This is a genomic window from Clostridium sp. D53t1_180928_C8 (assembly GCF_015667795.1).
GTDB lineage: Bacteria > Bacillota > Clostridia > Clostridiales > Clostridiaceae > Clostridium.
Window position 1 is genome coordinate 44,991 of sequence record NZ_JADPEL010000014.1, and the last position, 22,739, is coordinate 67,729.

Below are 22,739 nucleotides of genomic sequence, written 5' to 3' on the forward strand. Positions count from 1 at the left end.
TTCTTATTATTTTTTTATAAATAATGTTCCAATTTCCTTACCTTCAGTTATATCCATTAATATTGATGGATTATCTCCATTTGCTAATATCATATTACACCCTGCCATTGTAGCTCTTTTAGCAGCTGTCAATTTAGTAGCCATTCCACCTGTTCCAAGTGAACTTCCTGCACCACCAGCACATGCCTCTAGCTCTGATGTAATTTCTTCTACAACTCGTATTAACTTAGAATTAGGATTTTTTCTTGGATCTGAATCATAGAAACCATCAATATCAGATAATATAATTAATAAATCTGCTGATACTAATTGTGCAACTATTGCAGATAAATTATCATTATCTCCAAATCTAACTATATTTTCTATCTCATCTATAGCAACAGTATCATTCTCATTAACTATTGGTATTATTCCATTTTCTAATAAAGTTTCAAATGTATTAACAACATTTTCTCTTATATGATCATCTTCTATAACATCCCTAGTTAATAACACTTGTCCTACTATATGACTATATTCACCAAACAGTTTACTATATATATGCATAAGCTCACATTGTCCTACTGCAGCAACAGCTTGCTTTTCTTTTATGCTCTTTGGCTTTTCCTTTAATTTTAATTTATTAACACCAACTCCAACTGCTCCTGATGTAACAAGAACAACTTCTTTTCCTGAATTCATTAAATCCGATAGTACTCTTGTTAACTTTTCTATTCTTGTTAAATTTATATTTCCATTATCATATGTAAGAGTCGATGTTCCAACCTTAACTACTATTCTATTACAATTTTTTATTTGCTCTCTGAAATTCACCTTAATCATCTCCCAAATCATAGCTTGTTATTTTTATATTATAATTATCTTTATTAATATTTGCTATAAAAATTTCCTTTACATTTATGTCCTTATATTCCTTTTAAGATGTTTTGTAACCATAAATTTGAATAAAAACCATGTAAAATTTAATGTTTTTGCATAAAAATTAAATTTTACAAGACTTTTTTTAATTTTTATGCATCAAAAGTATTGATTTTTAATATTCTTACATTTAAAATTAATGTAGTTGAATAAATATAAAAAAATCATGTATATATATAAAGGAGATAAAATGGAAATTTCAAAATTTAAACCATTTGATAATAATAAAGTTACATTAAAAGATAACTTAAAATTTATAATTCCTTCAATTATTGGTGTGCTATTATTTATGATTCCAATAAAACATGAAGGCGATGTAACAATTCCAATAGCTATTTTCTCAGGAATGTTAGTAAATTTTCTTGGTGAATATCTAGTATATATAATTACTGGAACATTAACTGTATCTGCTATAATTAGCTTAGTAACAACATTATTTAAGCCTAAATTTATTACTAATAATAAATTATTAAATTCACTTTTTAATACTACACCTTTATGGTTAACAGCTAGAGTTCTTGGTGGGATATTTGGAGTTCTTGCAGCATTTAAAATAGGACCTGAAATGATAATAAGTGCAGATACTGGTTCATTTGTATTACACGACCTTTTAACTGTACTATTCTCTATATTCTTATTTGCAGGATTATTTCTACCACTATTACTTAACTTTGGTTTATTAGAATTCTTTGGTTCTTTATTAACTAAGGTAATGAGACCAGTATTTAAATTACCTGGTCGTTCATCAATTGACTGTATTACTTCTTGGTTAGGTGATGGTACATTAGGAATAATGCTAACTAATAAACAATATGAAGATGGATTCTATACTGAAAGAGAAGCAGCCACTATAAGTACTACATTTTCTGCTGTTTCAATAACATTTAGTTTAGTTGTAATAAATACCGTTGGACTTGGTAATATGTTTGTGCCATTCTATTTAACAGTTACTTTTGCTGGTATAGTTGCTGCTGTAATAGTTCCAAGAATTTATCCATTATCGAAAAAGAAAGATACTTATTATAACGGTGAAACTAAAAAAATAGATGAATCTATTCCTGAAGGATATACTCCTTTTTCATGGGGATATGAGCAAGCTATAACAAAGGCTAGAAAGAATTCTAGTGTTAAAGAATTCTTTATTGATGGTTCTAAAAATGTTTTAGATATGTGGATTGGTGTTCTTCCTGTTGTTATGTGTATGGCAACAATTGCTCTTATAATAGCAAATTACACTCCTGTATTTAGAATTTTAGGTTTACCTTTTGTTCCAATACTTCAATTGTTACAAGTGCCTGAAGCGCTTCAAGCTTCTCAAACATTAGTAGTTGGTTTTGCAGATATGCTATTACCTTCAGTTGTTGCCTCAACAACTATAACTAGTGAAATGACAAGATTTATAGTTGCTGCAGTTTCTGTAACTCAACTTGTATATATGTCTGAAGTTGGTGGAGTTTTATTAGGTTCAAAAATTCCAATAAATATAAAAGAATTAATAATTATTTTTATAGAAAGAACTTTAATAACTTTACCAGTTATAGTTTTAATAGCAAACTTTATTTATTAATATATTTAAAAGCTGTCGCAAATGCGGCAGCTTTTTTATTTTAATCTATTTCATTATTTTTAAATCATCTAATATTCACTAAAAAAAGGAGCAAACTTATAGTTTAACTCCTAAATCCTTGATAATGGTGACCTGTAGGGGAATCGAACCCCTGATTTCACCGTGAGAGGGTGACGTCTTGACCTCTTGACCAACAAGCCTTATTGTAAATAAATTCCTTACAGTATTAATATTACCATATTTCTTTTAAATATACTAGATATTTTTTTCCAATTATTATCTTTTTAACTATTTTTTCGTAAAATAAAAAATTTATTTAAAAACTCTTGACTTTTTATTAAGTAATAATTATTATTAGTTACAAGAGATAAATGATAATAACTATCATTTGAAATGAAATATCAGGAGGTTTTATTATGTCATTAATAAATAAAAAAGTTTCAGATTTTAAGGTTCAAGCATATCACAATGGGGAATTCGTAGAAGTTACTTCAGATTCATTAAAAGGTCATTGGTCTGTAGTAGTGTTTTATCCAGCAGATTTTACATTTGTTTGCCCAACAGAATTAGGAGAATTAGCTGATAACTATGCTAAATTCCAAGAAATCGGTTGTGAAGTTTACTCAGTGTCTACAGATACTCACTTCGTTCATAAAGCATGGGCTGATACATCTGATACAATTGGAAAAATTAAATATCCTATGTTAGCTGATCCAACTGGTAAATTAGCTAGAAATTTCGAAGTTATGATTGAAGAAGAAGGTTTAGCTTTAAGAGGATCATTCGTTATTAATCCAGAAGGTAAGATTAAAGCATACGAAATCCATGATTTAGGAATCGGAAGAAGTGCTGAAGAATTATTAAGAAAAGTTCAAGCTGCTCAATTTGTTGCAGAGCACGGAGATCAAGTTTGCCCAGCTAAATGGCAACCAGGTGAAGAAACATTAACACCAAGCTTAGATTTAGTAGGAAAACTTTAATAAATAAAAAGAGTGGTACATCCACTCTTTTTATTCAAATCTTATTATTCTCAAGATATCTTTAAATTATTTAAAATTGATAATTTAAAAATGTTTTGATATTAATGCAAAATATTTAATGTTAGGAGGTATATTAAATGAATGATATATATGATTTATTAATAATAGGTGGAGGTCCTGCTGGTCTTTCAGCAAGTATTTATGCAGGAAGAGCTAAATTAAATACACTTATCATAGAAAAATCTGAAATAGGTGGTCAAGTAAATAAAACCTTTGATATTTCTAACTATCCAGGAGCAAAAAATAGTAACGGTCCAAAATTAATGTCTGAAATGAGAGAGCAAGCTGAAGACTTTGGTGTAAGCTTTATATCTGCTGAAGTTACAGAAGTATATTTAGAAGGTGAAGTTAAAACTTTAAAAACAGATAAAGGTGAAGTAAAAGGTAGGTCGGTAATAATAGCAACTGGTGCTTCTCCTAGAAAACTTGGCTTTAAAGGTGAAGATGAATTTACTGGTAGAGGTGTTGCTTATTGTTCAACTTGTGATGGACAATTCTTTGAAGGATTAGAGGTATTTGTAATAGGTGCTGGATTTGCAGCTGCTGAAGAAGCTATATTCCTAACTAAATTTGCTTCAAAAGTTACTGTAATAGCAAGAGAACCTGAATTTACATGTGCAAAATCAATTGCAGATAAAGTTTTATCTCATCCTAAAATTGAAGTTAAATTTAATACAGAAATCCTTGAAGCTAATGGTGAAGACATGGTAAACTATGCAAAGTTTATCAATAATAAAACTGGTGAAACTTTTGAATATCATGCCAAAAAAGAAGATAACGCGTTTGGAATATTTGTTTTCGTTGGATATGCTCCTAAAAGTAACTTATTTAAAAATATATTAGATTTAGATAAATTCGGTTATATTCTAACTAATGAAAATATGGAAACTAATATTGATGGAATATACGTTGCGGGAGATTTAAGACCTAAGCAATTAAGACAAATTGTTACTGCTGTAGCTGATGGTGCAATTGCGGCAACAACCGCAGAAAGATATGTTATTGAATTAAAGGACAAATTAGGAATTAAAGAAGATACTTATTCTCCTAAGAAACCTGTTAAAGAAAATAAAATTATTGAAAATAATTCTTTAGGTAATGTTTCTAGAAAAAGTTCTCTTTTAAATGATTCTTTAAGAAATCAACTTAAAGGTATTTTAGAAAAATTTGAAAGTAAAATTACTCTTGTATCAATTGTAGATGAATCAAATGCTAAATCTATTGAATTAAAAGATTTAATATTAGATATTGCTGATTTAGGTGAAAAGATATCTACTGAAATATATAAAGTTGGTGAAAATTTAGATATTGAAACTAAAATAAATGCAAATAAATATCCAGTAATAGCACTTTTAGATAAAGAAAATAACTATAGTGGTGTAAAATTCCATGGAGTACCAGGGGGACATGAATTAAATTCATTTATTTTGGCAATGTATAATTTAGCTGGGCCTGGTCAACAAATTCCAGAAGAAACTTTAAATAATATTAATGAAATTTCTAACTCTACTAATATTAAAGTTTGTGTGTCATTATCTTGCCACTTATGCCCTGATGTTGTTGTATCAGCTCAAAAAATTGCTATAAATAATAAAAATATTGAGTCTGAAATGATAGATATATCTAACTTTAAGGAAATAAAAGATAAATTTAAAGTTATGAGTGTTCCTGCAATAATAGTAAATGATGAAAAAATATATTTTGGTGCGAAAAAAATAGATGAAATTATAAATTTAATAAAATAGCAAGGAGAGTAGATGGGAGAGTAGATGAATTTGTGTAAAACACAAATCTATCTACTCTCAATTTACTTTAATCTTAATTTTCTATATCTATTATATGCACATATAATTTCTTGCTTTCTAACCATAGCAAGACTTCCATAGCCACCTCTAGCATTGTCAATTCCAATAAGATTCGTATTTATTTCTTTAATAATTTTATCTGTAATTTCAATTAATGTTGAATCTTTTCCCATAAATCTATTTTCAACATATTTCATTATGGCACCAATGGTATTTAACTGTTCACTATCTACTATTTGTTCAACAGCACGTAAATCTATATTTTCTCTATTAATAGAAATTCCATCCTTACCTAATGTTTTGACTTTAACTCCTTTAGGTCCACTTTCTATTGTTCCTTTAAGAAGTACTCTATTAAAATCTATATTAATATTTATATCTTTATTATGCTCTATATTTCCTTTGCTTAAAGCTTTAGCCTTTTCCGTTACTTCAAAGGGTTCGTAATTATCCATTTGAATAACTAAATCCGCAATATCGAAGAAATCCCCTGAACTCCCAGCTACTAAAATTGTAGATATACCTTTTTTATTATAAAGACTTCTTGCAACATCAATAAATGGTGTTATTGGTTCTTTATCCTTTGCTATAAGCTGTTGCATAATACTATCTCTAATCATAAAATTAGTTGCTGATGTATCTTCATCAATTAAAAATAATTTTGTTTCACTTTCAATTCCTTCAATTATATTAGCTGCTTGTGATGTACTGCCACTTGCATTTTCTGTATAAAAATTCACTGTATCTTTTCCATTAGGGAGATTATTTATAAATAACGATATATCTGTTTTAGTTATTGCTCTACCATCTTCAGCTCTAACTTTTAATGCAGTATTATCTGTAATAACAAATTCTCTTCCATCACCTTCAATATGATTGTATATCCCAAGTTCTAGTGCTCTTAACAATGTAGACTTTCCATGATACCCCCCACCAATTATTAGTGTTATTCCTTCTGGAATTCCCATGCCTTTAATTATTCCTTTATTAGGCACATTAAATTCTACTTCTAACTCCTTAGGTGATATAAACTTCTTACCATTTTTTAATGGTTTCTGTGAAACCCCACTTTCTCTTGGTAAAATAGAATTATTAGCTACAAATGCTATTAATTTTCTCTTATTAAGCTCACATCTAATAAATTCTTGATCCTCAACTAAATCTATTCTATCACTTAATGCTTTAACATTTATATTATTATAAATTAAAGTATTTTCTACTATGTTAGGTAAAACATTAAATAATATTTTTTCTAATTCAGAAGATAATACACTTCTTCCTTTAGCAGGAAATCCTATATAAAATCTAGCTTCAACTTTATCATTATCAATTATTATTGAAGTTCTTTCTAATATTTGTTGAGTACATCTACTTATTTCTAAGAGCCCACTTTTCCCTGACCCAAATATTTTTTCACTATATTTATATATATTTTTACTAAATAACCTATTTAAAAAATCACATAATGCAATTCTCTTGTATTTCTCATTAAATAATTGCCCTGGAAATTTATTAACTTTATTTTCAACTATTACCCTAACCCGCGAAGGCGATGCGAAAGGATCACCCTGAACATAATCTATACTTAATACATAGTTATTAAATTTATATTGACCTTCTAAATCCTTATAACATTTATATCCACGACCATTAATTCTATCTAATTCTCTTTTTAAATCATTTAGATTTTTCATAAATTACTCCTGTTCAACAAAAAATTCATCAATTAACTTTTCACTCATTCTTCTATACATATTACTCATATTTACTAAAGAACATAATATTAAAAACTTCTTTTCAAACTCACCATCTAATTTTTTATTTTCATCAACTTTATTACTTATTTTTTCTATTTTATTATTTACACCAGCAATAAAATTATTTTCATCTTCCCTACACTCATCTAAAAAACAAGAATACATTTCTCTTAATGGATAATTATCTTCTTCTGATTTATTTATAATTTGATCTAAACATAGTTTTATATCATTAATTGATAAAACACCTTTTAAATTATAAATTAAAGACATTAATATTATATGTTCCTTTGAATACTTCTTATTTTTTATTGGTAATAGTAATTTACCTTTAGCATAATTATTAATCATCGTTTTTGTTAATATTTTTTCATCTTCATTTCTTTTTTGTTCATTTAATTTTGATTCAAATAACTGTATTACTTGATCCATATATAAATCTATCTCGGGTATTTCATCTAATTTTATATTGCTTTGTAATTGTAAATTATTTAATACATCTAGTATTTCCATGACATCCTCCATATAGTTTTAAAAACTATCTCTTATCACTATTATATTTTAATAATAATAGTATTTTCTAATATTTGCAAGAAAAACAGATGTATTTAATGATAATTTCCTTAAATCTCCTATTATAAACTTTGACTCTTTTGCACATATAATAAATAATATTAATATAATATCATGTAGTTTTCAAAACTACATATTGAATTGAGAGGTGTTTATTATGTATAAAAAATTGAGAGAACCAATTAACTCTATAACTCATTTTGCAGGAGCTGGATTATCTTTTATAGCTTTAATAGCAATGCTAATTAAAGCTATATCATCAAATGCATCTAGTATCACAATATTATCTGTAGCTATTTTTGGAATTAGTTTAATTCTTTTATATACAACTTCTGGAACTTACCACGGAATAATTTCCAGTGAAAAAGTAATTTCTATATTTAAAAAACTTGATCATTCAATGATCTTTGTTCTAATTGCTGGATCTTATGCACCATTCTGCTTGCTTTCTATTGGTGGTAAGTTTGGTGTTACTATGTTCATAATAATGATTACTCTTGCTATTGCAGGAATTATCTTTAAACTTTGTTGGTTTAATTGTCCTTGTTGGGTAGATAGTGCTATGTATATCGGTATGGGATGGGCTGCTTTATTTATGATTAAACCTTTAGCTGCAATTTTACCTGGAATAAGTTTATTTTGGTTGGTCCTTGGAGGAATTCTTTATACAATAGGTGGTATTATTTATGCTACAAAATCTGAAAAGTTAAAAATAGGTAATTGGGGATTTCATGAAATATTCCATATCTTCATATTGCTTGGTAGCTTAAGTCACTTTATTTGTGTATTTACTTATGTAATATAATTAAATTCATTTATGAGAGGTATATATAATGCTTAATTTTGATTTATATGAAGAAGGTGTAGAGATTGGTATAGAACGCGGGCAATATTTATTGCTAATTCAGTTGTTAAAAAAGAAACTTGGTAAAATTTCTGATTTGCAACTTAATAAACTCGAAGATTTAGATAATAGTAAAATTATTAATGTTGCTTTGAATATTTTTACAATAGAAAATATGGATGATTTAAATAAATATCTAAATTAATTATTATTATAAAAAATACTCACAATAAATTTCATTGTGAGTATTTTTATGTCTTAAATAAATATTATTTAAATCAATTATATTATTTGTTATAATATTTTTCATTATACATTATTTAATAATTATTAAACTTAATCGGGGGCGAGAACATTGAAAAACACTTTAAAAATTTTATTAGGCAGAGTTGGTATTATTGGTTTATTAATATTTATACAACTATTAATATTAATTCTTTTTATGATTAACTTTCAAAATTATTTTGTTTATTTTTATGGAATCTGTAGTGTATTAAGCTTAACCTGTGTATTTTTTATTCTTAATAATAACTCAAATCCAGGATACAAGATAGCTTGGATTATACCAATTTTACTTTTTCCTATATTCGGAGGAATATTTTATCTTTTATTTGGTAGTAAATTTACCCATAATAAAATTTCAAAAAAATTCGCTCCAATTACTGAAGACTTAAAATTATATTTAGACCAAAACACTCTAGTAAATAATGAAATATTACTTAAAAATAAATTAGCCTCAAATCAATCTAGTTACATCACTAAATATGCACATTGTCCAATTTATAAAAATACCAAAACTGAATATTTAAATCTAGGGGAGCGTAAATTTGAGCGTTTAATTGAAGAACTACAAAATGCTAAACACTACATATTTTTAGAATATTTTATTATTCAAGAAGGTAAAATGTGGGATACAATACTAGATATTTTAAAAGAGAAAGCCGCTACTGGATTAGATGTTCGTGTTATTTATGATGATTTTGGTTGTTTATTTTTATTACCATCTGGCTATGCAAAAAAATTAGAATCTTTCGGCATAAAATGTTGTGTATTTAATCCTTTTGTCCCGTCATTATCTATAAGAATGAATAATCGTGATCATCGTAAAATTATAATTATTGATGGACATACAGCCTTTAATGGTGGAATTAACTTAGCTGACGAATACATTAATGCAATAAATATTCATGGCCATTGGAAAGATACAGCTATTCTTTTAAAAGGTGATGCTGTATGGAGCTTTACTGTAATGTTTTTAACTATGTGGGAGAATCTTTATAAAACAAAAGAAGATTTCGAAAAATATCGTCCTCATGTACATTACAAAGAAGACTTTTATAATGATGGATATGTTCAACCTTATACAGATAATCCAATGAGTAATGAAGAAGTTGGAGAAACAGTATATTTAAATTTAATTAATCAGGCTAAGGATTACATACATATTACAAGCCCCTATTTAATAATAGATAATGAAACTCGTACTGCATTATGTCAAGCAGCCAAAAGAGGTGTTGATGTGTGTATTGTAACTCCTCATATTGGAGATAAGTGGTATGTTCATGGTATGACTCGTTCAAACTATAACGCTTTAATTGAATCCGGTGTTAAGATATATGAATATACCCCTGGATTCATCCATGCAAAAACTATCGTAGTAGATGATGATTATGCAGTTGTTGGAACTATTAATCTTGATTACCGTAGCCTATATCTTCAATTTGAATGTGCTACTTTTTTATATAAAACAAATAGTGTTCTTGAAGTACGTGATGATTTTATAGAAATACTTAAGGTTTCTGAAGAAGTTACTACAGACTTATGGAATTCTATTCCTTTATATAAACGTGCCATATATTCTGTAATAACTATATTTGCACCTTTAATGTAAAAAAGAAAAAGTCGAAAAGTTTTCGGCTTTTTCTTTTTTATTACAACTTTTTATATTAATTCTTTTTTTCGATATTAAATCATTTTTTGTATATAAAAATTTTACAATGATTTTTTTTGAAAAATTCTCACTAATTCACTGATATAATATTGCATATTTCAATGAAAAGATAAAAACTTTATGTTATAATAGCGAAAGAATAATAAATGAAATGAGGTATGTTGAGTGATAAATGTTTTAAATGTAAGTTTAAGATACGGTTCTCGTAAATTATTTGAAGATGTTAACATCAAATTTACTCCTGGTAACTGTTACGGTGTCATTGGAGCTAACGGGGCTGGAAAATCTACATTCTTAAAAATATTATCAGGAGAGGTTGAACCAAACACTGGTGAGGTTATAATTGCTCCAAATACAAGAATGTCTGTATTAAGTCAGGACCATTATAAATATGATGAATTTCCTGTTTTAGAAACAGTTATAATGGGTAATGAAAGATTACATACAATAATGAAAGAAAAAGATGCTTTATATGCTAAACCTGACTTTTCAGATGAAGACGGAATTAAAGCTGCTGAATTAGAAGGTGAGTTTGCTGAATTAAATGGTTGGGAAGCTGAATCTGAAGCATCATCATTATTACAAGGTTTAGGAATCGGAACTGATGCACATTATAAATTAATGTCAGAATTAACTGGGGCTGAAAAAGTTAAAGTTTTACTTGCCCAAGCTCTATTTGGTAATCCAGGAATCTTAATTTTAGATGAGCCTACTAACCACTTAGATATTAAATCTATTAAATGGTTACAAACTTTCTTAGGTGACTTTGAAGGTACAGTTATAGTAGTATCGCATGATAGACACTTCTTAAACGAAGTTTGTACTCATATGGCTGACGTTGACTTTGGTAAGATTAAATTATACGTTGGTAACTACGACTTCTGGTATGAATCAAGTCAATTAGCTACAGCTATGGCTAAAGATCAAAACAAAAAGAAAGAAGAAAAAATTAAAGAATTACAAGACTTCATCGCAAGATTTAGTGCTAATGCTTCTAAATCTAAGCAAGCAACATCTCGTAAGAAGTTACTAGATAAAATTACTTTAGACGATATCCAACCATCAAGCAGAAGATATCCTTTCGTTGGATTCAAACCTGAAAGAGAAGTTGGTAATGATATATTAGTAGTTGAAGGATTGTCTAAAACTGTTGATGGAGTTAAAGTTTTAGATAACGTAAGCTTCAGAGTAAATAAAGATGAAAAAATTGCTTTTGTTGGTAATGAAATTGCAATCACAACTTTATTTAAAATTATAAACGGAGAAATGGAAGCTGATACTGGTGAATTCAAATGGGGAATCACTATAACTAAAGCATACTTCCCTAAAGATAACTCTGAATTCTTCAACGATTGTAAGTTAAGCTTAGTTGACTGGTTAAGACAATTCTCTGAAGAAAAATCTGAAAGTTATATTAGAGGATTCTTAGGAAGAATGTTATTCTCTGGAGAAGAAGCTTTAAAAGAAGCTAATGTATTATCTGGAGGAGAAAAAGTTAGATGTATGCTTTCTAGAATGATGCTTTCTAGTGCAAATGTATTAATTTTAGATGGTCCTACTAACCACTTAGATCTTGAATCAATCACTGCTGTAAATAATGGATTAAAGGATTATAGCAGCAACGTATTATTTGCTTCTCATGATCACCAATTTGTTCAAACAGTTGCAAATAGAATAATAAGAATAAATGATGATGGATCTATCTTAGATAGAACAATGACATATGACGAATTCTTAGAAAAATTCGGTGAATAATAAAAAAGCCAGCTTTGCTGGCTTTTTTATATAATTTTTATCTAATAACTAAACCTTCAAACATTATATCTACAATATCTTTCATTACTTCTTGATACTCTAAATTCTCCTTGTATAAATAATCATCTTCCAATAAGTTTCTTATACCACCAATTAAAACACTTTTCATTAAAGTTAAATTTACCCTTTTAATTAATCCTTTTTCTATACACTTATTAATCAATTCACCTGTTGGTTCCCATCCAGAATCCAACTTATCTATTATCTTTTCATAAATTTTAGGATAGAACTTTCTTATTTCATAAATCTTAGTATAATCAATTGTTTTAAATGATGTAGGTAATATAGTTAATAACCTTTTTAATCTTTCTATATCATCTATGTTTTTATCATTAATTATTTGCTTGCTTTCTTCAGCTATAGAATCAAATACAGTATCTACTATTAAATTTAATAAACATTCTTTACTATCTACATTTTCATAAAGTGTTCTTTTGCTAACACCTAGCTTAGTAGCAATATCATCCATTGTAAATTTAACACCTTTTTCTTTAAAGATATCTATTGTTGCTTTTATTATTTTTGTTTCTATACTCATATTTTCCTCCATAACATAATTAAACTCTTTCCCTTAAACTTATTCTATAGTTTTAACTCTATAGTTTCAAATAATTTTTCTATTATATTAATGTTAATAAACTATTAAAAGAAAATATGTTAATATATTATAAGAATATATTATATTTTCACATATATATATAATAGTATTTTTCTTATTCCACTAATTAATATGAGGTAAATTTATGATACAAGTCTATAATAGAAAAACAAATAAATATGATACTGAAGATGTTGCAGGCGAAAAATACATAAAATGGGCATATGAATCTCCAATAGGTAAAGGCTTAGTTGAATTATTTATAAAAAGAAAACTTTTTTCTAAGTTATATGGTAATTATTGTGACAGTAAACTTAGTATAAAAAAAATTCCTTCTTTTATTAAAGGTTTTAATATTGATATGGATATATGTACTACTGATCCTTCTGACTTTAAAAATTTTAATGACTTTTTTGTAAGAAAGCTTATCCCAGAAGCAAGACCTATTGATTATGATAAAAATATATTAATTTCTCCTGGTGATGGTCGTTTATTAGCTTATACTAATATAAATATAGATTCCTTAATACAAGTAAAAGGCATTAACTACAGCCTTTCTGAATTAATAGAAGATGATACTATTGCAAATGAATATAATGGGGGTACTTGTTTAGTTTTAAGATTATGTCCTACAGACTATCATAGATTACATTTTATTGATTATGGTGTTTGTGAAAAATCTAATATAGTTAGAGGAAATTACTATTCTGTAAATCCTACTGCATTAGAAAAAATCCCCAAACTTTATTGTCAGAATAAACGTGAATGGTCTGTATTTCATTCTGAAAACTTTGGTGATATAATTCATGTTGAAGTAGGTGCAACTTGTGTGGGCTCTATAATACAAAGTTATAAACCAAATGAAAAAGTTTCTAAAGGCGATGAAAAAGGATACTTTAAATTTGGTGGCTCTACTACAATACTTTTCTTTAAACCAAATACAGTAAACATAGATGATGATATACTTATTCAATCTTCATTTGGCTTTGAAACAAAAGTTATTATGGGGGAAAAGATTGGAGAAAAAAATAACTAAAGTGCTTAGCACTTTAGTTATTTTTATTTATTAATAATAGCTTTAACTTCTTTAATAAACTTATCTTCATTACCATCAAATATAATCAAATGAATTCCCATTTCCTTTGCTCTTATTTTTACTGGTGATTTTATTGGCTCTTTTGTTGCTACTAATATTTTATAAGAATTTTCTCCACCAAACTTAGAAGCATATACATTTAATTCATTTAGTGCCATCTCATTATATTTGTCGCTATCTTTACAAGAAATGAAAATTGGAACACAATCCTTTACCGCAACAACGTCTAACTCATTTCTTACTGATTGATTTTCATCATTCCATAAAAACATTACTCCATTTTTAGACTCATCAACTTCTTCTATTTTATTAATTAATTTATTAGTCTCTATCTCAAGCCATGTTCCACTTTTAAAAATAAAAGCCTTTAAATAATCATTATTAAAATTAACTGTTATCTTATCATTTTGTTTTCTATAATTAATTTCTTTCATTTCCTCAAGTTTAGATAATATCTTATTTAATAAAATTACTTCCTCTTTCTCTAATCCCTCAGTATGAATGTAAATTTTTTTTCCCTCATTTGCATCATGCTCGAATATATTTGCCTCATATAACTGTTGCTTATATTTATGCCATAAATCTAAATTACTAGATATTTTTTCAGAAAAATAAATTAAATCCTTTTTATTACATAACTCTGAAGAATCCTCAACAATTTTTCCACCTGAAGCTTTTACAATGTCATCAATCTCTAAATCCTCAAAAGTTTTTTCATATATTTTTATATTATCCTTAAACTCATACAATACTTTCTTCTTTATATCTATATATAAAGCTGTAATATTATTACTCATACTAAGATTTAATAAAATCAATGAATTTATTCTTTTTCCTCCAGTTAAATTAATAAGAATATTTTTATCCTTTATACTATCTATAATTTTTTCTAATTCTTGTTGATTTCCCTCTTTTATTATAAACTCTTCAATTTTAACTGACTTAAAGTTTTTTTCATAATATAATCTAAGACTTTTCATTTTTTCTTCTGAATTATTATCCTTTATAAAATAAATTACTTTGGGATTAAATTCTTGAGTTGCTAGGATACTATTTTCATTATGTTCATCTACTTGATTTATTAATATATCAATCATATATCTATACCTCTTTATTTTAACTATATAAATAGTTTTCCTACTAATATTAAATTTTATAAATAAAAAAAAAGAACTGTTGAATTTCAACAGTTCTTTAATGGCAGAGCGTAAAGGAATCGAACCCTTAATGCGCCGTCCGTAGCGGCGTGTTATATCCGTTTAACTAACGCTCCATAGTGTTAACAAATCTATGTTAACACAAAAATTATTATTTTTCAACAATTAAAATTTTTTACATTTAATTAATTGCTTTCTATATCTTGCTTTTCGTTATAAAAAGATATATAGCTCAATCCAAACATTAATATAATTCCACCTATTAATATAGAATATCCTCCTATTGGGAATATTAAATTAATTATTGCTGGTAATGTAACTGCATATAATGAAAGATTAAATAACTTACCATATTCTATTTTTCTATTTGCAATTAGATTACTTAATACTCCAACTAATGATATTAATACTGCATATATTATTAATTGAATAAAATTAATAATTATCATAATTGGAATAATTATATATTTAACTATATCAACCTTTTCTAACGCATTTATTAAAAAATCATTATTAAAATCTATTTTATCTAAACCTAAATCAGAATATTTATATGTTATATCCTCTGATCCATTCTTAATCATGAAACCATCCCTAAGCAATACCGTTACTATATCCTTATGAACAGTTATACTTCTTAAAGCATCTAATTCTTCAACCCCCTTGCTTGTATCTATATATAGCAATGCCTGGCCTTCTTCATCCTTAATTGGCGATGTTTTAAAATCTAATATGCCATCCTTCATTTCAAATTGAACTTCATCTTGTTCTAAAATCATTTTTGATGTTTTTTCTAATCCTGAAATAACCATGGTACTCATCGCACCTTGAATTAGTCCAATAATTATAGAAAGCACTAAAATATATAAAAATGCCTTACTTATTTTTTCTTTATATAAATAAACATATTTTTTAGGGTTAATACTAAAAATAAATTTATTTCTCATTTTTATTTTATTACTCATTGCTCCTCCATAAGTCTAGTTTGTAAGTATATTAAATTAATAATGCTAATTTTCACCCTTTAATTATAACATATTTTACTAATTTTTCTTGTGTACTTTTTGTAAATTTACTCATTCTGGGTTTAAAAACAAATAAATTAGTCAAGTATTAATAATAAAATAAAAGGAGGTATTTAATTGAATAATTTATTTCGAAAACCTAAAAGAAGTATTTTTAAAATTATTACAATTATTTTTGCTGGCTTATTACTAGTATTAGCTGCTAATTACTATATAAACTATAAGTATTCTTCAATTACAGAAAGTTTTTTTTCTAAATTTAACAATTGCGATTTTACTGCTGCAAAACAAACCATTTCAGAAGATAATCTTTATTTAAAATTGAAAAAGAAAACTTTAAATAAAGATTTAAACACATATTTTTCATCTGTAGTAAAAGATATATGTAATTCTGTTTTAGATAATGAAGATGATAAATCAAAAGCCTTATTAGTATTAAATGAAATCAAAAGTTATAATGTATTAAATTCATCTTTAAATAAAGTAATAATTTCATTAGATGATACTTATATTCCAGAAAGTGATTCTGACTATAAAGCAATTTTAGATTTGGGATTAGATAATTGTAATAGTGGTAATTTTACTGCTGCTATAGATTTTTTAAATAAGATACCTGACTCTTCAAAATATTATAGTGACGCAACTAAATACATAGACAAATGCATAAACGATTATAAGGATGGCTTATTTAAAGAAGCCGATGCTTTAGTTAAAGATGATTATTATACCAAAGCTATTAATTTATTGTCTAATGTTGATACTTCTATAATATCTCAAGACGATGCCGATATTACTAGTAAAATTAGCTCTATAGCTGAAGCTAAGGAAAATTATTTAGCTTCTATAGGTTCTAATGATGCTCAAAATTTAACTTTAACTTCTAGTCAACTACTTCAAGCAATTACAAGTAGTAATATAAATACATTAAATATAGAAAGTTTAACCCCTTACTTAGTATACGTAAATTTAGCTGATCAAATTACATATGTTTATAAAGGTTCCATGAATAAATGGGATACAGTTAAATCTTTTACTTGTTCTACTGGTATAGATACTGAAAAAACTCCAACAGGAATTTTCGATGTACGCGAACGTGGTGATTGGTTCTATTCAGATAAATATGAACAAGGGGGAAAATATTGGGTTCAATTCTCTGGAGATTATTTATTCCATTCTGTTCCTTATAACGAAGACCAAAGCGAAGTTGTAGATAATACTTTAGGAACTCCAGCTTCTCATGGTTGTATTCGGTTGAAAACAGAAGATGCTAAATGGATTTATAATAACATAGAATCTGGTACAAAAGTTATAATTAATTAAAATTAAAGGATATATATCTTTAAATTATTTATAAATAATTTTGATATATATCCGTATTTTTTTACTATTAACTTTTTACATAATCTTTATGGTAAAATATATTAATAATACTTAATTTAAAGGATGATTTTTATGTTTATTAATATACCTGATAATGTTCAATTTATTATAGATACTTTTTATAAAAATAATTACGAAGCTTTTATGGTTGGAGGGTGTGTTAGAGATTGCTTGTTAGGATTAACACCCAAAGACTATGATATTACTACCTCAGCTCTTCCTAACATAACAGAATCATTATTTAAAAAAACAGTTCCAACAGGAATACAGCATGGAACTGTCACAGTAATTTTAAATAATGAAAATCTAGAGGTTACTACATATAGAACTGAAGGGAATTATATTGATAATCGTCACCCTGAATCCGTTGAATTTGTGTCAAATATAAAAGATGATTTATCAAGACGTGATTTCACAGTTAATGCACTTGCTTACAATAATAAAGTTGGTTTGTTAGATTATTTTAATGGTATAGAAGATATAAATAAAAAAATAATTAAAGCTGTTGGTGATCCTAATAAGCGCTTTCAAGAAGATGCTTTAAGAATGTTAAGAGCTATAAGATTTAGTTGTCAATTAGGTTTTAAAATTGATGAAGCAACATATTTAGCTATAAAAGCAAACTATAATTTAATAAAAAATATCAGTATTGAAAGAATTAGAGATGAGTTATGTAAAATATTAGTTTCTAATAATCCTTGTGACGGATTAAATTTACTTAAAGATACAGGAATCTTAGAAATAATTATTCCTGAAATTCATAGTTTAATTGGCTATACTCCACTTTGTAATAATCATAATAAAGACGTTTTTAGTCATACACTAAATGTTATTAATAATACAAATAATGATTTAATATTAAGATTATCAGCACTCTTTCATGACGTTGGTAAACTTAATACTTTAAAACAATTACCTAATGGGCATTGTTACTTCCCTGGTCATGCTCAAGAAGGTGCAATAATGTGTAAACCAATATTATCAAGGTTAAAATTTGATAATAATACTATAGATAAAGTTTCTAAGATTATTTATGACCATTTAGTTTTAGATGTAAATTATATGCCAACAGATGGTGAAATTAAAAGATTATTAAGACGTGTTGGTACTGAAAATATATTTACACTTTTCGAACTTCAAAGAGCTGATATAAATTCATTATGGGATCCAGTTCCGTTCTTAAAAAAGGTAGATTATATTTCTAATAGAGTAAGGTTAATTCTTGAAAATAATGATCCTCTTTATATTAAAGATTTAGCTATTACCGGTTCTGATTTAATGACAAATTTAAATATTAAACCCGGAAAAATTATTGGAGAAATATTAACTTTTTTATTAGACAGTGTTTTAGATGATACTACTTTAAATAATAAAGAAAGCCTTTTAGAAATTGCTAAAAACTTTCTTTAACTATAAGAAAAGCGTTGTACTTATTTCTAAGTTCAACGCTTTTTTATTTATAATAAAACTTCTTTATCTATTCCAAATAAGTAAAGATAACTTTCCTTAACTTTCTTTTCAGTTATTTTCTCCAAAGCATCTTTATAATACTTAAGCTGTGATCTATATCTATCTATTATTTCTTCTTCATTCCCCTCTTCTACATAATCAGTCTTATAGTCTAAAAGAATTATTCCATCCCCTTCTTCAAAGAAACAATCTATTATTCCTTGAAGTCTTATTTTTTCATCAATATAAACTTTCTCATTTAATTCTGGTTTATATTCAACACTACTTAATTCAGTAAAGAAAGGTAATTCTCTACTTACTAATCTTCCTTCCTTATAAGCCTTTATTAATCTTTTCCCTAAATTACTATTAAAGAAATTATAAATTTTCTTATGCCAAACTGTTGATGCTTCCTTTTCAGTTAATGAATTATCTAATACCATTTCTTCTATTTGAGCTTTAATCTCACCAATAGTATTCACCCTATCATAATTTAATCTTTGCATAACATAGTGAATTACAGTACCTCTTTCTGCTGCTGATAATCCCTTTTCCTCTTTTAAAAATTTAGGCTTTAAAACTTCCTTTTCTTTAAATACTTCAACGGTATCATGTACCTCATCACCATAAGTAAATTCTTTTTTCTTTAAATCAGAAACAGAAATATTACTTGGTAACATTGCACCTTCTATAAACTTATATTTATAATCAAGCCTTCTTTGAATTTCTTTATCCACAACTATATTTTTAGAAGTTATAAACAAGCTCTCATCTTCAATTTTATCCACAGGCTCTAAATTTTTATCCACTGTTAATAAGTCTTTTGTCCAGAATTTAATATTCCATGTGGAAAAGTCACTTGTTATTAGGTCTCTAGTAGCACCCGTTACCCCTCTAAGTTTTTCTCCACAGGCATGTTTACACATTGCCATAGCAATCCAATCTAAATATGATTTTCCTTTTAAAACTTCAGAAGGTAAAACTATATCTTCATCTAAAGATGCTGATGATATCCAACTGCTAATTGCTTTTTCTAAATTGCTAGTAGCTCCAGTTATTATTAACTTTTCCTTTGCTCTAGTAAATGCAACATAAAGTATTCTCATTTCTTCAGAAAGGGTTTCTAATCTTATTCTTTTCTTTATAGCTTCCTTTGCTAATGTAGAATATGAGTTTCTAGTTTCTAAATTAACATAATTAGGTCCAAATCCTAATTCCTCGTGATATAAAATAGAATTTGATAAATCCATTAAATTAAATTGTTTTCCCATTCCACTAGTAAATACTACAGGAAACTCAAGCCCTTTACTTTTATGAATACTCATAATTCTTACTACATCTTCATTTTCTCCAAGAACCTTAGCGCTTCCCATATCTCCAGAAGACTTTCTAAGCTTATTAATAAAATTTATAAAATTAAATAAGCCTTTAAAGCTTGTGCTTTCATATTGCTTTGCTCTTTGGAAAAGAATTTTTAAATTTGCCTGTCTTAGCTTACCATTAGGCATAGCTCCAACATATCCATAAAAAGCAGTATCCATATATAAATACCAAATGAATTCATCTATAGGAGTATAAATTGCTCTTTCTCTCCACTTTGATAAATCATCCATAAACTTAGTACATTTAAAACTTAATTCTTCGTTTACTTTATGAATACCTTCTGATACTTCCTTTATTACTTCATAAAAATATAAGTCCTTATTTAATAATCTTAAATCACTTAATTCCTCTGCTGTAAACCCTACTATAGGCGATCTTAATGTTGCTATCATAGGAACATCCTGCAGAGGATTATCTATTACCTTTAAAAGAGACATAATAGTTCTTATTTCAATAGATTCAAAATATCCGCTGCCAGTATCCGCATATACAGGAATACCTTCTGAACCTAATTCATCTAAAAATATTTCTGACCAGTTTTTTGTTGCTCTTAAAAGAATTACTATATCTTTATATTTAACATCTCTATATTCTTTAGTATCTTTATCAAATACTTTAAACTTTTTACCATCTTTAACTTCAAATAATTCTTTTATTCTTTTAGCAACTATTTTAGCTTCAAGAGTTATTCCATCAATGTCTTCTTCCTCTTCTTTAGAACCTTCTTCATTGTCTTCATCAGTATGCTCTTCATCTTTTTCTTTAATAATTCCTGATTTATCTAATATATGAAGTTCTATTTCTCCACCAACTATTGACTCTTCATCATTAGCACTTTCAAAACTAGCTCCTAAATTTAAGGCTTCTTCATCAGTATATTCCAATTCTCCTACAGTTTGAGACATAAGCATTTTAAATATATAGTTAACTCCTTCTATAACTTCCTGCCTACTTCTAAAATTTTTATATAATTGAATTTTTCTATCATTAGTACCTTTTTCTAAAGAATATCTATTATACTTATCTAGAAATAACTCTGGCTTTGCCTGCCTAAATCTATATATACTTTGCTTAACATCTCCAACCATAAATACATTAGACTCTTCAAGTCTTCTTCTTGAAACTAAGTCTATTATAGTTTCTTGAACATTATTAGAATCTTGATATTCATCAACTAAAACTTCATCAAATAATTCCATGAAGTGTTCTGCAACTTTAGATGGAACTATATTATTATTTTCATCTCTATCTATTAATATCTTTAAACAAAGATGCTCTAAGTCATTAAAATCTAATATATTTTTTTCTCTCTTCTTTTCATTAAACCTCTTAGAAAACTCAAGTGTAACAGCTGCTAAAGTCTTCATAAAAGGATATACTCCAATTATTCCATCCAATGCCTCTTGAGGAGTAAATTCAAATGTACTTTCTATTAAAGCTTTAATCTTTTTCTTTACAGAATCTCTTATACTTTTAACTGAATTTTGGGCATTTTCATCTGAAACTTGATTTTTCTTTACTGTCTTTAATTTAATAAAAGTAATAGAATTTAATGCAGTATATATACTATTTAAATTTTCATCTAAACTTACATATGCTCTTTCTAAATAGTCATAATCACTATTAAAAGCATCTAAATAAGGAGCTAATCCATCAGTATCATTAATAATATCAATAGCTTTTTTATACATATTTAAAAAACCTAATAATTCAACTCTTAAGCTATCTTTTAACACCTTAACCCATGGACTTTTATCAAGCTCTTCAATTGTACTTATATTAAAATCTTCAGCCCTTTCTAGTAACCACTGCTCTGGCCAAGGCCCACTCATAGAAAACCTATATAATGAAAGTATCATTTCCTTTAGTTTTTCATCATCTTTAGAACCACTATATGCTTCAATTAACTCTTTAAACTCTTCATTATCTTCTTCATAATATTCTTCAAAAAGCTCTTCAATTATTTCATTTTTCATTAAAGTTGATTCAGTTTCATCACCTATTCTAAAACTAGGGTCTAAATCTATAGTATAAAAGTAATTTTTAATTACATCTAAACAAAAAGAATGCATAGTAGTAATATTAGCTCTACTTAATAAAGTTAGCTGTCTTTGAAGATTTTTAGAGTTAGGATTATTTTCCAACGCTTTAGATATAGCCGCTGCTATTCTTTCTCTCATTTCGGCTGCTGCAGCACTAGTAAATGTTACAACTAAAAGCTTATCTATATCTACTGGATTTTCTTCATTGGTTATTATTCTTATAATTCTCTCTACTAAAACTGCCGTTTTTCCTGAACCAGCAGCTGCTGCTACAAGTAAGTTACATCTTCTAGTTTCTATAGCTTGAAGCTGTTCTTTAGTCCATTTAGTACCTGACAT

At 27.0% G+C, this 22,739-nt stretch carries 17 protein-coding genes and 2 tRNA genes; 10 read left to right on the plus strand and 9 right to left on the minus strand.

The genetic code is table 11. The annotated features are described in order from the left end of the window. Positions 1 to 6: 6 nt before the first annotated feature. A complete protein-coding gene (gene proB / locus I4V51_RS10860) occupies positions 7 to 813 on the minus strand; it encodes a glutamate 5-kinase (RefSeq protein ID WP_195988458.1) in 807 nt (268 codons plus the stop codon). 295 nt (positions 814 to 1,108) lie between these two features. On the opposite strand from proB, the gene I4V51_RS10865 reads away from it, so the two are divergent. Beyond that, positions 1,109 to 2,485 (plus strand): YjiH family protein, encoded by a 1,377-nt coding sequence (locus I4V51_RS10865; RefSeq protein WP_195988459.1) that lies wholly within the window; start codon positions 1,109 to 1,111, stop codon positions 2,483 to 2,485. 125 nt (positions 2,486 to 2,610) lie between these two features. Here the strand turns inward: I4V51_RS10865 and I4V51_RS10870 are convergent. Then, a tRNA-Glu gene (locus I4V51_RS10870) sits at positions 2,611 to 2,685 on the minus strand. Between the two features lie 216 nt (positions 2,686 to 2,901). Here I4V51_RS10870 and ahpC point away from each other — a divergent pair. Together ahpC and I4V51_RS10880 are read left to right on the plus strand one after the other, a co-directional pair. Beyond that, positions 2,902 to 3,465 (plus strand): alkyl hydroperoxide reductase subunit C, encoded by a 564-nt coding sequence (gene ahpC, locus I4V51_RS10875; RefSeq protein WP_195988460.1) that lies wholly within the window; start codon positions 2,902 to 2,904, stop codon positions 3,463 to 3,465. Between the two features lie 137 nt (positions 3,466 to 3,602). Continuing rightward, positions 3,603 to 5,270, plus strand: a complete 1,668-nt coding sequence (locus I4V51_RS10880) for an FAD-dependent oxidoreductase (protein ID WP_195988461.1) — start codon at positions 3,603 to 3,605, stop codon at positions 5,268 to 5,270. A gap of 62 nt (positions 5,271 to 5,332) precedes the next feature. Here I4V51_RS10880 and I4V51_RS10885 read toward each other — a convergent pair whose 3' ends face one another. Both I4V51_RS10885 and I4V51_RS10890 read right to left on the minus strand, forming a co-directional pair. Next, complete coding sequence (locus I4V51_RS10885) at positions 5,333 to 7,024, minus strand: ABC-ATPase domain-containing protein (RefSeq protein WP_195988462.1); 1,692 nt, start codon at positions 7,022 to 7,024, stop codon at positions 5,333 to 5,335. 3 nt (positions 7,025 to 7,027) lie between these two features. Next, positions 7,028 to 7,600: a DUF1836 domain-containing protein gene (locus I4V51_RS10890; RefSeq protein WP_207745949.1), complete on the minus strand. Its 573-nt coding sequence runs from the start codon at positions 7,598 to 7,600 to the stop codon at positions 7,028 to 7,030. A gap of 217 nt (positions 7,601 to 7,817) precedes the next feature. Between I4V51_RS10890 and I4V51_RS10895 the strand changes: the two genes are divergently transcribed. The 4 genes from I4V51_RS10895 (at position 7,818) to I4V51_RS10910 (ending at position 12,210) form a co-directional block, all read left to right on the plus strand. Then, positions 7,818 to 8,465, plus strand: a complete 648-nt coding sequence (locus tag I4V51_RS10895; RefSeq protein WP_195988464.1) for a hemolysin III family protein — start codon at positions 7,818 to 7,820, stop codon at positions 8,463 to 8,465. Between the two features lie 28 nt (positions 8,466 to 8,493). Next, on the plus strand, positions 8,494 to 8,709 hold the full coding sequence (locus I4V51_RS10900; protein ID WP_195988465.1) for a DUF4351 domain-containing protein: 216 nt from the start codon (positions 8,494 to 8,496) through the stop codon (positions 8,707 to 8,709). A gap of 150 nt (positions 8,710 to 8,859) precedes the next feature. Then, positions 8,860 to 10,395: a cardiolipin synthase gene (gene cls, locus I4V51_RS10905; RefSeq protein WP_207745950.1), complete on the plus strand. Its 1,536-nt coding sequence runs from the start codon at positions 8,860 to 8,862 to the stop codon at positions 10,393 to 10,395. 225 nt (positions 10,396 to 10,620) lie between these two features. After that, positions 10,621 to 12,210 (plus strand): ATP-binding cassette domain-containing protein, encoded by a 1,590-nt coding sequence (locus I4V51_RS10910; protein WP_195988466.1) that lies wholly within the window; start codon positions 10,621 to 10,623, stop codon positions 12,208 to 12,210. Positions 12,211 to 12,247: 37 nt separating this feature from the next. Here the strand turns inward: I4V51_RS10910 and I4V51_RS10915 are convergent, their stop codons facing one another. Continuing rightward, positions 12,248 to 12,808 carry a TetR/AcrR family transcriptional regulator gene (locus I4V51_RS10915; RefSeq protein ID WP_195988467.1) on the minus strand — a complete coding sequence of 187 codons (561 nt, stop codon included), beginning with the start codon at positions 12,806 to 12,808 and terminating at the stop codon, positions 12,248 to 12,250. A 205-nt stretch (positions 12,809 to 13,013) separates the two neighbouring features. Between I4V51_RS10915 and I4V51_RS10920 the strand changes: the two genes are divergently transcribed. Beyond that, positions 13,014 to 13,904 carry a phosphatidylserine decarboxylase gene (locus I4V51_RS10920; protein WP_195988468.1) on the plus strand — a complete coding sequence of 297 codons (891 nt, stop codon included), beginning with the start codon at positions 13,014 to 13,016 and terminating at the stop codon, positions 13,902 to 13,904. Between the two features lie 23 nt (positions 13,905 to 13,927). Here the strand turns inward: I4V51_RS10920 and I4V51_RS10925 are convergent, their stop codons facing one another. The 3 genes from I4V51_RS10925 to I4V51_RS10935 form a co-directional block, all read right to left on the minus strand. After that, a complete protein-coding gene (locus I4V51_RS10925) occupies positions 13,928 to 15,061 on the minus strand; it encodes a DUF1887 family CARF protein (protein ID WP_195988469.1) in 1,134 nt (377 codons plus the stop codon). A gap of 101 nt (positions 15,062 to 15,162) precedes the next feature. Beyond that, positions 15,163 to 15,237, minus strand: a tRNA-Arg gene (locus I4V51_RS10930). A gap of 69 nt (positions 15,238 to 15,306) precedes the next feature. Next, positions 15,307 to 16,086, minus strand: a complete 780-nt coding sequence (locus I4V51_RS10935) for a DUF1189 family protein (protein WP_195988470.1) — start codon at positions 16,084 to 16,086, stop codon at positions 15,307 to 15,309. Positions 16,087 to 16,263: 177 nt separating this feature from the next. Here I4V51_RS10935 and I4V51_RS10940 point away from each other — a divergent pair, with 177 nt between their 5' ends. Together I4V51_RS10940 and I4V51_RS10945 are read left to right on the plus strand one after the other, a co-directional pair. Beyond that, the gene (locus tag I4V51_RS10940; protein WP_195988471.1) at positions 16,264 to 17,466 is read left to right on the plus strand and encodes a L,D-transpeptidase family protein; all 1,203 of its coding nucleotides are present in this window, start codon (positions 16,264 to 16,266) and stop codon (positions 17,464 to 17,466) included. Positions 17,467 to 17,598: 132 nt separating this feature from the next. Further along, a complete protein-coding gene (locus tag I4V51_RS10945; protein WP_195988472.1) occupies positions 17,599 to 18,936 on the plus strand; it encodes a CCA tRNA nucleotidyltransferase in 1,338 nt (445 codons plus the stop codon). A gap of 47 nt (positions 18,937 to 18,983) precedes the next feature. Here I4V51_RS10945 and addA read toward each other — a convergent pair whose 3' ends face one another. Beyond that, positions 18,984 to 22,739: a helicase-exonuclease AddAB subunit AddA gene (gene addA / locus I4V51_RS10950; RefSeq protein ID WP_195988473.1), complete on the minus strand. Its 3,756-nt coding sequence runs from the start codon at positions 22,737 to 22,739 to the stop codon at positions 18,984 to 18,986.